This window comes from Lacticaseibacillus salsurae, assembly GCF_045862175.1.
Taxonomy (GTDB): domain Bacteria; phylum Bacillota; class Bacilli; order Lactobacillales; family Lactobacillaceae; genus Lacticaseibacillus; species Lacticaseibacillus salsurae.
The window spans coordinates 1-13,678 of the sequence record NZ_BAAFZI010000018.1 but is presented as its reverse complement, the minus strand read 5'-3'; the positions used below and the strand labels follow the sequence as shown (position 1 = coordinate 13,678).

At 50.3% G+C, this 13,678-nt stretch carries 11 protein-coding genes, 6 tRNA genes, 1 rRNA gene and 1 riboswitch; of the genes, 2 read left to right on the top strand and 16 right to left on the bottom strand.

Annotation, left to right across the window (positions count from 1 at the left end):
- Positions 1-82: 82 nt before the first annotated feature.
- The 3 genes from ACKTSG_RS07030 to ACKTSG_RS07020 all read right to left on the bottom strand — a co-directional run bounded on the left by ACKTSG_RS07030 (position 83) and on the right by ACKTSG_RS07020 (position 2,727).
- Positions 83-1,426 carry a PFL family protein gene (locus ACKTSG_RS07030; RefSeq protein WP_407893294.1) on the bottom strand — a complete coding sequence of 448 codons (1,344 nt, stop codon included), beginning with the start codon at positions 1,424-1,426 and terminating at the stop codon, positions 83-85.
- Between the two features lie 9 nt (positions 1,427-1,435).
- The gene (locus tag ACKTSG_RS07025) at positions 1,436-1,702 is read right to left on the bottom strand and encodes an ACT domain-containing protein (protein WP_407893292.1); all 267 of its coding nucleotides are present in this window, start codon (positions 1,700-1,702) and stop codon (positions 1,436-1,438) included.
- A 200-nt stretch (positions 1,703-1,902) separates the two neighbouring features.
- The gene (locus ACKTSG_RS07020) at positions 1,903-2,727 is read right to left on the bottom strand and encodes an NAD(P)H-hydrate dehydratase (RefSeq protein ID WP_407893290.1); all 825 of its coding nucleotides are present in this window, start codon (positions 2,725-2,727) and stop codon (positions 1,903-1,905) included.
- A 104-nt stretch (positions 2,728-2,831) separates the two neighbouring features.
- Between ACKTSG_RS07020 and ACKTSG_RS07015 the strand changes: the two genes are divergently transcribed.
- Positions 2,832-2,915, top strand: a tRNA-Leu gene (locus ACKTSG_RS07015).
- Between the two features lie 77 nt (positions 2,916-2,992).
- On the opposite strand, the gene ACKTSG_RS07010 is transcribed toward ACKTSG_RS07015, so the two are convergent.
- From ACKTSG_RS07010 to leuS, 4 genes are all read right to left on the bottom strand, one after another.
- Positions 2,993-3,688: a pseudouridine synthase gene (locus tag ACKTSG_RS07010; protein WP_407893288.1), complete on the bottom strand. Its 696-nt coding sequence runs from the start codon at positions 3,686-3,688 to the stop codon at positions 2,993-2,995.
- A 3-nt stretch (positions 3,689-3,691) separates the two neighbouring features.
- Positions 3,692-5,329 (bottom strand): putative polysaccharide biosynthesis protein, encoded by a 1,638-nt coding sequence (locus ACKTSG_RS07005; protein WP_407893286.1) that lies wholly within the window; start codon positions 5,327-5,329, stop codon positions 3,692-3,694.
- A gap of 134 nt (positions 5,330-5,463) precedes the next feature.
- The gene (locus ACKTSG_RS07000; protein WP_407893284.1) at positions 5,464-5,757 is read right to left on the bottom strand and encodes a hypothetical protein; all 294 of its coding nucleotides are present in this window, start codon (positions 5,755-5,757) and stop codon (positions 5,464-5,466) included.
- 164 nt (positions 5,758-5,921) lie between these two features.
- Positions 5,922-8,333 carry a leucine--tRNA ligase gene (leuS, locus tag ACKTSG_RS06995; protein WP_407893282.1) on the bottom strand — a complete coding sequence of 804 codons (2,412 nt, stop codon included), beginning with the start codon at positions 8,331-8,333 and terminating at the stop codon, positions 5,922-5,924.
- 329 nt (positions 8,334-8,662) lie between these two features.
- Between leuS and ACKTSG_RS06990 the strand changes: the two genes are divergently transcribed.
- Positions 8,663-9,358 carry a phosphatase PAP2 family protein gene (locus ACKTSG_RS06990; protein ID WP_407893280.1) on the top strand — a complete coding sequence of 232 codons (696 nt, stop codon included), beginning with the start codon at positions 8,663-8,665 and terminating at the stop codon, positions 9,356-9,358.
- A gap of 57 nt (positions 9,359-9,415) precedes the next feature.
- Here the strand turns inward: ACKTSG_RS06990 and ACKTSG_RS06985 are convergent, their stop codons facing one another.
- The 9 genes from ACKTSG_RS06985 to rrf form a co-directional block, all read right to left on the bottom strand.
- The gene (locus tag ACKTSG_RS06985) at positions 9,416-10,882 is read right to left on the bottom strand and encodes an MDR family MFS transporter (RefSeq protein WP_407893278.1); all 1,467 of its coding nucleotides are present in this window, start codon (positions 10,880-10,882) and stop codon (positions 9,416-9,418) included.
- A gap of 113 nt (positions 10,883-10,995) precedes the next feature.
- The gene (gene metK, locus ACKTSG_RS06980; RefSeq protein WP_407893276.1) at positions 10,996-12,180 is read right to left on the bottom strand and encodes a methionine adenosyltransferase; all 1,185 of its coding nucleotides are present in this window, start codon (positions 12,178-12,180) and stop codon (positions 10,996-10,998) included.
- A riboswitch (SMK box riboswitch) is annotated at positions 12,178-12,259 on the bottom strand. It overlaps the preceding gene by 3 nt.
- A 27-nt stretch (positions 12,260-12,286) precedes the next feature.
- On the bottom strand, positions 12,287-12,928 hold the full coding sequence (locus ACKTSG_RS06975) for a hypothetical protein (protein WP_407893274.1): 642 nt from the start codon (positions 12,926-12,928) through the stop codon (positions 12,287-12,289).
- 64 nt (positions 12,929-12,992) lie between these two features.
- Positions 12,993-13,066, bottom strand: a tRNA-Asp gene (locus ACKTSG_RS06970).
- A 15-nt stretch (positions 13,067-13,081) separates the two neighbouring features.
- Positions 13,082-13,154: transfer RNA gene (locus ACKTSG_RS06965), tRNA-Val, on the bottom strand.
- Between the two features lie 9 nt (positions 13,155-13,163).
- A tRNA-Glu gene (locus tag ACKTSG_RS06960) sits at positions 13,164-13,235 on the bottom strand.
- An 11-nt stretch (positions 13,236-13,246) separates the two neighbouring features.
- Positions 13,247-13,336, bottom strand: a tRNA-Ser gene (locus tag ACKTSG_RS06955).
- Positions 13,337-13,342: 6 nt separating this feature from the next.
- Positions 13,343-13,414: transfer RNA gene (locus ACKTSG_RS06950), tRNA-Asn, on the bottom strand.
- A 12-nt stretch (positions 13,415-13,426) separates the two neighbouring features.
- Positions 13,427-13,543: ribosomal RNA gene (gene rrf, locus ACKTSG_RS06945) — 5S ribosomal RNA — on the bottom strand.
- Between the last annotated feature and the right edge of the window lie 135 nt (positions 13,544-13,678).

The following is a 13,678-nucleotide window of genomic DNA, read 5'->3' as shown; positions in this document are numbered from 1 at the left end:
ATAGATTACGCAAAATCGAGGCGTTTCATCTTTGCAGGCATAAAAATAGTCCCAACCATCGGGATGGTTGAGACTGCTAAGCTCAGTTTTTGAAACTGTGGATCGGCGCGGGAATGTGGCCACCACGATTGATAAACACTGACGCATCGCCAGTGTTGACTGCCATGATCGGCGCGGATCCAAACAAGCCACCAAATTCGATGCTGTCGCCAACTTTTTTGCCTGGTACTGGGATCACGCGCACCGCAGTGGTTTTGTTGTTGATCATGCCGATCGCCGCTTCATCAGCAATCATCCCAGAAATCGTCGTGGCCGGCGTATCACCAGGCACCGCGATCATATCCAAACCGACAGAACAAACTGCCGTCATCGCTTCAAGTTTTTCCAAGGTAATGTGACCAGCTTGAGCGGCTTTGATCATGTTGGCATCTTCTGAAACTGGAATAAAGGCCCCAGATAACCCACCGACGCGTTCGGCAGCCATCACGCCACCTTTTTTCACAGCGTCATTCAACAATGCCAATGCGGCGGTGGTGCCAGGGGTGCCGACATGGCTCAAGCCCATGGTTTCCAGAATTTCCGCCACAGAATCGCCTTGGGCCGGTGTTGGCGCCAAAGACAAGTCCACAATGTTGAACGGCACACCTAACCGCTCGGCAGCGACTTTGCCAACGAATTGGCCCATGCGCGAAACTTTAAAGGCGGTTTTTTTGATGGTTTCGCAAATCACTTCAAAATCAGCGTCTGGTTGGTCGGCAATCGCTCGTTGCACCACGCCAGGACCCGAAACGCCAGTATTGATCGCCACATCGCCTTCTGATACACCCCAAAAAGCGCCAGCCATAAAGGGATTGTCTTCTACCGCGTTACAAAATACGACCAGCTTCATGGCCAGCTTCGGGTCGATGTCAGCGATGGCTTTGACACATTCGCCCATCAACTTCACCGCATCCATGTTCAACCCAGAACGCGAAGCGCCGATGTTGACGCTTGAACAAACCCGATCTGTTGCCGCTAGCGCCGCAGGGATCTGCGCGATCAGCGCTTCGTCAGCTGGGGTGCAGCCATTTTGCACCGTAGCGGAAAAGCCACCGATCAAATCGACTTTCACGGCTTTGGCGGCGTCATCCATGGCTTTGGCGATCGGCAAAAAATCCGGCTTAGGATCTGCGCCGGCTAACATCGCCACTGGGGTCACGGAAATGCGCTTGTTGACGATCGGGATTCCGAATTCGCTGGAGATCGCGTTGGCCACAGGCACCAAGTTCTTGGCTTTGGCGACGATTTTGGCGTAAACGCGTTGCGCGGTGGTTTTGGTATCGCCGGTGATACAATCCAACAGCGAGATGCCCATGGTGACGGTGCGAATGTCGAGGTTTTCTTCGGCGATCATTTGGATCGTTTCTTTGATCTGGTTGCTTTCCATGATGACCTCCTAGAGTTTGTGCATCGCGTCAAAAATTTCTTGACGGGCGATTTTAACTTCCACGCCAATTTCGGCGCCAAGGTCTTGCAATTCGGCCTTGATGGCGCCAAAATCGCCATCGTCAGGCAACTTGGCCAATAGCATCATGGTAAAGGCCCCTTGCATGATAGTTTGTGACACATCCAAAATGTTGACATTCAATTCGGCTAACTTCGTGGTCACTTGCGCGATGATCCCGACTTTATCCGTTCCGATCACAGTAACGATGACTTGCATAGTTTGATCCTGCCTTTTTGATTGATAAATTCAGTTTACCATAAGTCCCATTATTTTCCCGTATCAATCTGCTATTGTTCGGTTATTTTGCGATTTTGTTGGCAAAATCCATACAAAAAATAGCTGCTTATCGGAATTTACTGTGTTGAAGGTTTCACTGATCCGCAAGGTTATCCACAACATCTTGTGGATACTGTGGATTACTTTTGGGACATTTCTGCCATATATTGTGGTAGCTGGGCGATCACTTGGGTCGGCAATGCGACATAATTTGTTCGGGCAATCAAATCGGCCACCGCACTATGGGTATACACTGCGGCACAAATGCTGGCATCTGAGTACCCAAACTGCCCCACAAACGCCGCTAAGATCCCCGTCAACGTATCGCCAGAGCCGCCTGTCGCCATCGCCGGGGACCCGACCGGATTCAAATAACTGTCTTGCATCCCAAAGATCTCAGTGGCTTCAGATTTGACGATCACCACGCCAGGTAATTGCGCCGCAGCTTGCGCATTGGTCGTGGGATCTTGATCGGCCAATGGCACCTTTGATAACCGCTGCCACTCCATTTGATGTGGCGTCCAGATCACTTGGGCCTTGGGGATCGCTAAGCGCTCACAGGCGATCAAGGTGATCGCTGAACCGTCGATGATCAGCGTTTGATCAGGTTTGACCGTAGCAAACACGCGTTTTAATAGCGTCAAGGCTGGCGCATCATCCCCTAAACCTGGACCGATCACCAAGACATTTTGCGTATTTAATAAGGCTTCCAGTTTTTCCGCTGTCCAATCCAGCACCATCGCTTCAGGCAAGCGCGCATGCAGTGCCGAGCGATTCACGCTGTCTGTGGCGACACTGACCAACCCGGCACCGGCATATACCGCAGCGCTGGCTGACATGATCGCTGCGCCGCCATATTGGGCGTTGCCGCCAATGATGGTCACGCGACCAAAACGCCCCTTGTAACTTTTCTTGGGGCGCGGTTTGACCACTTGGCGCACGCATTGTTGTGAAAGAGTTTGCATTGCTATCACCTCAAGCATATTGTACCGCAAGTTTTTTGGCTTGGGGGTGGACAGGGTCAACAAAGCTTGATATACTAGTTTTCGTTGTTAAGTTTACAACCTATGCCGCAATGGCGGAATTGGCAGACGCGCAGTGTTCAGGTCGCTGTAGGGTTTTCCCTGTGCAGGTTCGACTCCTGTTTGCGGCACTACTTGATCTCAACTGAGAAGTTGAGGTCTTTTTTTGTGCGCCATCAAAAAAGCCGGATCGCCATGATCCGGCTTTTTAGGCTTGGCGCAACGTTTGCATTTCTGCGTCAGTCAACGCGCGATATTGCCCTGGTAATAGATCATCAGGTAACCGCAAGCCCCCCATAGACAAGCGCTTCAGGCTCACCACTTCCACGCCGACAGCATGAAACATGCGCTTCACTTGATGGAACTTGCCTTCATGGATCGTGATCTCAGCGGTACGTTCGCCGACTGAAACCACCTGCGCTGGCGCTGAAGTAAACGCTTTAAACACGATTCCAGCTTCTAGTTGCGCCACCATTTCGGTGGTTAGCGGTCCATCCAACGTCGCCAAGTAGGTTTTATCAACATGGTGCTTGGGGGCCAGTAATGAATGGCCTAACGCGCCGTCGGTAGTCAATAACAACAAACCAGTGGTGTCTTTATCCAAGCGCCCCACTGGGAAAAGTCCTGGCCGGCGATCTTTTGGCGCGATCAGATCTAACACCGTGCGCTCATGGTGATCTTCAGTGGCGGTGATCACGCCGGCTGGCTTGTTCATCAGATACGTCACTGCCAGATTGCCGGTCACCAGCTCGCCAGACACAGCGACTTGGGCAGATTCAGCCACGGTAAAACCAGGATCGCGGATCACGTCGCCATTAACTGTCACCAATTTTTGCTTGATCAGCTGTTTGACTTGGGCGCGACTGCCGACTTGTAAGTGCGCCAAATATTTATCTAATCGCATGATCTACCTCATATGCAAACGCCGACGGATCCCAGCCACACGCTGACCGACGATCATATCCGCCAGGCGCGTTTTCAACACGGCGTAGCCATATACCAAGATGCCTAATGGCACTGCCACCAAAATCGTCAACATCGCTGGCAAGGCGCGTTGCGTGCCTAACAACATCCCCATCAGCATGGCTGAACCGCGCACCACCACAAACATCAGCGCGGAAAAACCGCAAATACCCACTAAGCAATGCATCGTTTGGCGGGCTTTGTAGTGATAATCCACCCGCAGCGTATGTAACATCAACCAGCTGGTGACGATCATGCCGATCATCGAGCTAATGGTCGGTCCGTATACGTTAAACGCGTAGATCATCAGCCACTGCATCAACAACTTCACGGCAAAACCCACGGCCATTTCGGCAATGGCCAAGCGATTGCGAAACATCCCTTGAAGCAATGTCGCTAAGATCGTGAACAACCCGAGCAAAATCGCCAAGAAACTGGACAGTTCCAGCATATGGATTCCCAGTTCGTCGTAGCCGTAAAACAAGACATATAACGGCTTGGCGATGCCAACCATCCCTACGGCGGCAGGGATCATGACCAAATAAAACAATTGCAAGGTGTTGGTGATCTGCGCCGCCACTTCGCGCTTGTCGCCGCGCGTCGCCGCCGCGGCCAATAGCGGCAAAGCGGTCACCGCCATGGCTACGGCTAAAGACACCACGATCATGATCAACTTGTTGGCGTTACCAGCAAATAACGCATAGATCTCATCTAAGCGGTGTTCGGAAACCACATAGCGCAAATGCATCATCGGATTAAACGTGTATTGATCCACGATGTAATACAAGTTGATCGCCGAATCCAAAATAATAAACGGCACCGCTTGTTTGACGATATCCAACAAAATTTCTGGAATCGAGATCTGCAAGTTGTCATCGCTTGTTGCCGCCAAATCGACAAAGCGCTGGCGCTGAAACAAAAAGTACACCACCAGTAGTCCAAGACCAAACACGGCCCCGACAAACGCCGCAAAAGTCGATTGCGACACAGCGTCCACATAATTGTGACTGCCTAAGCGCATGATGATAAACGTCATCAACAACATGTAAATGATCCGCGCCACTTGCTCGATGAATTGGCTGATGGCACTTGGCGCCATTTCGTTATAGCCTTGGAAAAACCCGCGCATGATCGATAAAATCGGGATCAATAACAATGGCCAAGCCAATGAGCGAAAGATCTGCGTCAACGCCGGATCATGCATCGCCAACAGCGGCGCCAAAAACCACAGCGCGCCACATGACAGGACGCCCATCCCAGCCATCAGCAGCAACCCATTGAAAAACAGCCGCAAGCCGGTTTTATATTCATTCATGGCGTTATAATGCGCCACTTGTTTGGAGATCGCACTGGGAATGCCTGCCGTGCCGATGATCAAAAACACACTATAGATCTGGTAACCTTTAGTGAACAAGGCGTTAGCGGTTAAAAACGCCGCCCCCATCCAAATGCGCCAAGGCACGATATAAATGGCGCCTAAGATCCGCGAGAAAATACTGCCGGCGGTCATCCATGCCGAACCGCGTAGCATTTGTTCTTGGGCAGAACGCTTGGGACGTTTTGCCGATGTTTGTTTTTCCATTTGCTGCGCTGCTCCTATCAATGCACTATCCTTTACAGTTTAATTGAAATGCGCAGCCGATTCAACGGATGCCAAGGATTCGTCATGTGTTTTCGCGCAAAAAAAGTTGAGCCATCGCTGACTCAACGAGAATTTTATTCAACTGGTGTGGTTGACGTCTTATTGACGGCTGGTTGACCATTCACATTGCCACGCGGTGAGATCGTGCCTTGCACGTAATCACCTTGGGTGGCATCACTGGCTGGTGTCGTTGGCGCGACCCAGCCGATGTGCTTGAGCTTACCTGACACATTTTGCCAAGCGAGATCAAAGTAATAATAAGTTGGCGTCTTCGTGTTGACTTGCACTGTCGTGTCGGCCAAAACTGGTACGGCGCTAGTGGCACATAAGCCAATGAAACAAGCAATTGCAATTAAAGTTTTTTTCACAATGAAGCCTCCTCATTCCTATGGTAACGCAGAATCAAGATTTGTTAAGGGTACGGCAAACACTGGCATCGTTTTCATTGGCGAGCTGGCAAGAACTGCCGGCGATTGCGATTTTTCGCCGCAACAAAAAAGCCCAGGTCGAAACCTGGGCTTCTACAAAACCTTTATTTCACAACGATGTTAACGATCTTCTTAGGTACCACGATTTCTTTAACGATCGTTTTACCTTTGATAAATTTCGCCACGTTTTCGATTTCTTTGGCTTTCGCCTTGGCGGTTTCGTTGTCGATGTCAGCGTCAACGGTGATGTGCCCGCGCAACTTGCCATTGACTTGAACCATCAAGGTGTATTGCTTGGTGACTAACTTGGATTCATCTACCGTTGGCCATGCCGCGTAAGTCAAGCTGTGATCATGACCAAGCTTTTGCCAGATCTCTTCCATCAAGTGTGGCGCGATCGGCGCCAGCATTTTGACTAAGCCTTCGACATATTCATAAGGCAAGTCATCCACTTTTTGGGCTTCATTGATGAACACCATCATTTGAGAAATGGCGGTATTGAAGTGCAAGTCTTCGAAATCTTCAGTCACTTTCTTGACGGTTTCGTTGTAGACTTTGTCCAATTTGCCATCATTGATGGTGGTGATGTGATCACGCATTTTACCGTTATCATCAATAAATGTGCGGTAGACACGATCCAAGAACTTGCGCGCCCCAGCTAAACCTGTAGTGCTCCAAGCGATCCCAGCATCCAATGGGCCCATGAACATTTCATACAAGCGCAAAGTGTCGGCACCGTATTGTTCGACCACATCATCAGGGTTGACCACGTTGCCTTTGGACTTGGACATTTTTTCGTGGTTGTCGCCTAAAATCATGCCTTGGTTGTACAACTTCTGGAAAGGTTCTTTGTTCGGGATCGCCCCGATATCATATAAGAACAAGTTCCAAAAACGCGCATACAACAAGTGCAATACCGCGTGTTCCGCCCCGCCGATATACAAGTTGACTGGCAGCCATTCTTTGAGCTTGTCGTAATCAGCTAAAGCTTCTTTGTTATGCGGATCAACAAAGCGCAAGAAGTACCAAGAAGACCCTGCCCATTGCGGCATGGTGTTGGTTTCGCGCTTGCCTTTGCGGCCATTTTCGTCGACCACGTTGACCCAATCTTCCAAGTTGGCCAATGGGGATTCACCAGTACCAGAAGGCTTGATATCTGCTTCTTCAGGCAACATCAATGGCAATTGATCTTCTGGGACCAACGTGGTTTCGCCGTCTTCCCAATGGATCACTGGGATCGGTTCGCCCCAATAACGTTGACGCGAAAAGACCCAGTCGCGCAACTTGTAGTTGACGTGCTTTTCGCCGACACCTTTGTCTTCCAACCATGCGATGGCTTTGTCGATGGCGTCTGCTTTATTCAACCCATCCAAAAAGCCAGAGTTGATATGCACACCGTCTCCAGTATAAGCTGCGTCATCAATGTCGCCGCCTTCAATCACTGGCACGATCTTTAAGCCAAACTTTTTGGCAAACGCATAGTCACGATCATCATGCGCCGGAACGGCCATGATCGCCCCAGTGCCATAAGTGGCTAAAACATAATCAGAGATCCAGATCGGCAACTTTTCGCCATTGATCGGGTTGATCGCGTAAGCACCAGTGAAGACCCCGGTTTTGTCTTTGTTTAAGTCAGTACGTTCTAAGTCAGACTTATGTTCAATGGCCGCTTTATACGCATCAACGGCGGCTTTTTGCTCAGGAGTCGTGATCTGGTCAACCAGTTCATGTTCTGGCGCCATCACGCTGTAAGTGGCGCCAAACAAGGTATCTGGGCGGGTGGTGAACACGTCAAAGGACTTGTCGCTACCAGCGATCTTAAAGGTCACTTGGGCACCAACCGACCGGCCGATCCAGTTGCGCTGCATTTGTTTGATGTTTTCCGGCCAGTCCAGATCATCGAGGTCAGCCAACAACTTGTCAGCATAAGCAGTGATCTTCAGCATCCATTGGCGCATCGGTTTGCGGACGACTGGAAAGCCCCCACGTTCGGTTTTGCCGTCGATGACTTCTTCATTGGCCACCACTGTGCCCAGATCTGGGCTCCAGTTGACTGGGATCTCAGCTTCATAGGCCAAGCCGCGCTTATACAATTGTTCAAAGATCCATTGGGTCCACTTGTAGTAGTTAGGATCAGTGGTAGACAACTCGCGGTTCCAATCATAAGAAAAGCCTAGCGAGTTGATCTGGCGCTTGAAGTTTTCAATATTTTTCTTGGTGAATTCGCGAGGATTATGGCCGGTGTTCAAGGCGTATTGTTCAGCTGGCAAGCCAAACGCATCCCAACCCATAGGATGCAACACGTTGAAACCTTGCATCCGCTTCATGCGGGCGGTAATATCCGTGGCCGTATAGCCTTCTGGATGCCCCACATGCAAGCCTTGGCCTGACGGATATGGGAACATGTCCAACGCATAAAAATTCTTTTTATCGGGGTCAGTGGTGGTGTTGAACTCGTTATGTTCAGCCCAATACTTTTGCCACTTTTTCTCGATCGCCTTGTGATCGTATACCATCAATATTGCCTCCTAGAATTAACCAAACTGAGCAAAGAATACAAAAAGCCGCCCTAAAAAGTTAGGACGGCTTTCACCGCGGTACCACCTAAGTTCTGCTTACGCAGCGCTCAATGGGATAACGGGCCTGCCGGTCGTTGCTACAGGGTTCACAACGACAACGCAAAAGGTGAGTTCGTCTACTACTTCGCCAAGCTCACATTACCCGCTTGTTTCCTGTTGACCCGTAGTCGGATTACTAGTCCCTTGTTCGTTTGATATTGGGTCAATGATAGCAAAAACTCACTGTTTTGACAACCCTCGCGCACAATCTATGCTAGGATATTGATATGACGAATCAAATGACTAAGCTGTCGTTACGACAGCGTAAATTATTCATCCCCATCGCCTTGATCGCGTTGGCGTTGGCCTTGCCGCTGATCATTGGCGTGTACCAACATGTCAGCTGGCTTACCGTGATCGATGCGCCGATCGTGAAGCTGGTTTGTAGCACCCGACCACACTGGTTGACCACTGTTTTACTGGTGATCACTACCTTAGGTGATCCGCTAAGTGTGACGCTGATCGCTGCGGCAGTCGCTTTGCTATTGTGGTGGCAACGCCGCCGCGAGCAAGCTTTATTTGTGTTAAGCAACGTATTGGTGATGTCTGGCGTCAATCACTTGCTTAAACAATGGTTGCAGCGGCCGCGACCGTTTATCGCCGATCCAAGCATCCACCCACTGACTGCTGCTGGCGGCTTTTCATTTCCCAGTGGGCATTCTGCTGGGGCGATGTTGTTATATGGCAGCTTGATCTTATTGACCTACTTTTGGCCTTTGACCAAAAAGTGGGCGTGGGGCTTGCGCTTTGGGTTTGGCGCGATGATCTTTTTGACCGGTTATTCGCGTATTTATGTGCAAGTCCATTACCCCACTGATGTCGCCGCCGGCTGGCTGCTGGCATTATGTGGGATCTGCTTGTTGGCGTATTGGTGGTGGCCGATCCTAGTGCAAACCGCCCAGCAACCAGCACCAAAACCGTAAAAGCCCTTTGCCACGTCGATCGCATGAGGATCGCCAAGGCAAAGGGCTTTTTTTCGATTATGCTGCAGTCAATTGGCCATCATGATCAAAATAATTGGCGATCAGCGCCAACAATACCGTGACTACCGTGCACCAATACAACCCGTGAATGCCAGTATACAAAATGTGTCGCAAACTCGGCAACACGCTGGCCGATAATTCAGCGGCTTTATTCGGGTCGATCAAGGCATTGAACATATCGGCATTCAACTTGTGGTTACCAGCTACGCCTTGCGCCAAGCGCAAATTCAATACGACGCCATACACCGATACCATAATGGTTTGACCTAGCGTGCGGCTTAAAGTGTTGAAACTCGTGGCGACCCCGACCATGTCTTTGGGCACCACGGCTTGAGCGCGCACTGTGGTAGTGGTGATCACATTCCCGAACCCAAAGCCAGTCAAGCACGCGATCAACAAAAAGCCCCAATAAGGAAAACTTTGTGGCACCAATGCCAACAAGGCACTGCCAACTAACAACACCAACAGTGACATGGTCATGATCTTTTTAGGTGTGGAGATCACCAACAAACGTCCGGCAACAAATGAGCCGACGATCCACATCAACGAACTTGGCGTGATGGCAAACCCACCAAACGTTGCACTCATGCCTAAAATGCCTTGTACCCACATCGGCATGTAAGTTTCATACCCGATCACGAACCCTGAGATCAACGCGGCAATCAAGTTGGTGATCACAAAGGCACGTTGGTGAAACAGCGTTAAGTCGATGATCGGATCGACGGCACGGTGTTCGGCGCGAACAAAAAATCCCAAGCACACCAAAGCAGCGATCAAAAAGCCCACCAGCTTCATCACGCCGAAACTAGAAGCCAAGCTTTGAAAGCCTAGCAACAACAATACCAAGCTGGCCACCAACCAAACGGTCCCGACATAATCGATCGCGTCTTTGGTCGCTTGGCGGGATTCAAACAAGAACCCGGCAACTAATACCATGCACAACAAGCCGATCGGCACATTGATGAAGTAGATCCAATGCCACGACAACTTTTCGACGATAAACCCGCCTAACAGCGGTGCGACTAAAGCGGCGATCCCCCAAGCTGAGCCGTTGAAGCCTAAGACTTTGGCGCGTTTTTCAAAGGGATAAATGTCCGCAATAATGGTGAACGTCACTGGCATGATCGCCCCAGCGCCAACACCTTGGATCGCCCGCATGATGATCAACATCGGCATCGACGTGGATAATCCGGATAAAAACGAGCCGGTGATAAAGATCCCCAGTCCCACTAAAAATACCGGTTTGCGACCGATGCGATCAGCTAATTTGCCAAAAATCGGCGTGGCCATCGCGTTGGTCAATAAGTAAATGGAAATGATCCAATTCATCATCGCCACGCCATGTAGCTCCCCAACGATCGTCGGTAAAGCGGTCGCGACGATGGTTCCTTCCACTGCCGTCATAAAGGTTGCGATAAAAATCGCCGCTGTCACCACAACGACATTGGTTTGTTTCTTTTGCATACGACCTCCAAAATAATTTCACTGCATCTGGCTGTGTGCGGGTTGTCCACCAGCATTCAGCCCATAAAAAAACATCCACCACCGCTAGGGTGATGGACGCCTCTTTTACTCGTTTAATCTAAGTACTTGGCCAACGCCTCGACTTTATCAAGGTGTTCCCAAGGCAGATCAACATCTGTACGTCCGAAATGACCATACGCGGCCGTTTGTTTGTAGATCGGGCGGCGTAAGTTCAACATTTTAATGATACCTGCAGGGCGCAGGTCGAAGTTGTCGCGGATCGCTTGTTGGATCTTGTCTTCAGCGATCTTGTTGGTGCCAAAGCAGTTCACCGAAACCGAAACCGGTTGGGCGACGCCGATTGCGTAAGCCAATTGCACTTCCAACTTATCGGCTAACCCAGCAGCGACCGCATTTTTGGCAATGTAGCGCGCCGCATAAGAAGCCGAGCGGTCAACTTTGGTGGCATCTTTACCAGAGAAGCAGCCGCCGCCATGACGGGCAAACCCACCGTAAGTATCCACGATGATCTTGCGGCCAGTCAAGCCCGAATCCGCTTGTGGACCGCCTAAGACAAAACGGCCAGTAGGATTGACGTAGATCTTGGTTTGGTCATCCAGCAAGTTGGCTGGGATCACTGCGCGGATCACTTGTTCTTCAACGTCTTTGCGGATCTGAGCCAACGTGGCGTCTGGATCATGTTGGGTCGAAACGACGACTGTATCCACGCGTACCGGCTTTTCGTTATCGTCATATTCGACGGTGACTTGGGCTTTGGCATCAGGACGCAAGTAAGTGATCGTGCCTTCTTTGCGCAACTTGGCGATTTTTTGCATCAGTTGATGTGACAACAAGATCGGCAATGGCATGAATTCTTTGGTTTCATTGATCGCATAGCCAAACATCATGCCTTGATCACCGGCACCGATCTTGTCTAACGGATCGTTGTTACCTTCTTTGGCTTCATAGGAATCGTCGACCCCCATGGCAATATCTGGTGATTGCTCGTCTAAAGCCGTCAAAACGCCAACAGAATCTGGATCAAAGCCTGATTCTTTGGTATAGCCGATTTCGCGGATCGTGTCGCGCACGATTTTTTGAATGTCGACATAAGCGGTGGTCGAGATCTCCCCGACGACCAATACTAACCCTGTCGTCACAGTGGTTTCACACGCAACATGGGCTTGTGGATCTTGAGTCAAGATCGCATCTAAGATCGCATCACTGATTTGATCAGCAATTTTGTCGGGATGGCCTTCTGAAACAGACTCCGACGTAAATAAGTGACGTTCCTGCATTTATGTTTCCCCCTAAAATTTTTCGGTTACAAGGCATGTCCAGCTTGTGGACCCCATCGGGAAGTCGATTGCAACGATACCAGCATAACACTTCAAAGCCAACAAATCACCCGTGTAAGCGCGACAAGATGAAAATGCCGCCGATCACGACTGATGCCAGCGTTTGCACGGTGGTATTTAACTTCAACACCCGCGTGGAAGTGGCCGCAGTGATGATCACCAGTGCCCCAGCTGCGATCAACGGCACTTGTCCGCTGAGATACCCGCTTACCGCCAAGGCCGCCAACAGTACCAATCCCAGCCAAATCGGCAACCGATCCGCCCATACCGCAATGATCTGAGGCAATAGCAAAATGGCCAACAACACCAACAATTGCCACGTCATACTTTGCATCAGCTGATACAACAGCACCATTTGCCCAAAATACACATTGATCGTCCACAACGTGATCGCCAGCGGTGGCGTCAGTTTTTGGCTGTTGATCAACCCGCTATACGCCACTTGCGCCAAGATCACTGGCAACAGTAACCATTGGGAACTAGCAGCGATGATTCCAAACACGCCAGCTGCCACCAACCACCACCCCAGTTTTACTTGACTGCGCGCCCCTGCTAAGGTGAAAGCAAACAATAACGTGGCCACTAACGCCACTGACCACTGAATGCCGGCAGACCACAGATAAAGCAACGGCCACAAAATGATCTGCAGCCAGCTGAGTGCCACCAGGACTGGTTTCGAATTTCGCATCGCAAAAGTCCTCCTTGTTGATGTAAACAAAAAGCGCCCACCATCATAGTGAGCGCAGCCGGTACGGTTCCAACGAGACTCGAACTCGTGATCTCCTGCGTGACAGGCAGGCGTCCTAACCAACTAGACCATGGAACCGTAAGAATAAAAAAATGGAGGATACAGGGCTCGAACCTGTGACCCTCTGCTTGTAAGGCAGACGCTCTCCCAACTGAGCTAATCCTCCATATATAAGTGACCCGTACGAGATTTGAACTCATGTTACCGCCGTGAAAGGGCGGTGTCTTAACCACTTGACCAACGGGCCATTTGCAACAACGGAGAGTAAGGGATTCGAACCCTTGATAGAGGTAAAGCCCCTATACATGGTTTCCAACCATGCTCCTTCGGCCACTCGGACAACTCTCCATGCAACTCCGGATGTCAGGCTCGAACTGACGACACCCTGATTAACAGTCAGGTGCTCTACCACTGAGCTAATCCGGAATAAATATAACAGCGTGGCGGCTTCCTACCCTCGCAGGCAGTTACCCACCAACTACTCTCGGCGTAGAGAAGCTTAACTTCTGTGTTCGGCATGGGAACAGGTGTATCCTTCTCGCCATCGCCACCACACTGTTTTTTTGAAAGTTTGCACTTTCAAAACTGGACATCATTGTATTTAGTTGCCTTGAACCGTATTTGTGCTAACCACCTGCTGGCAATTACGACCAACAGGGTTTTTGGTTAAGTCCTCGACCGATTAGTACT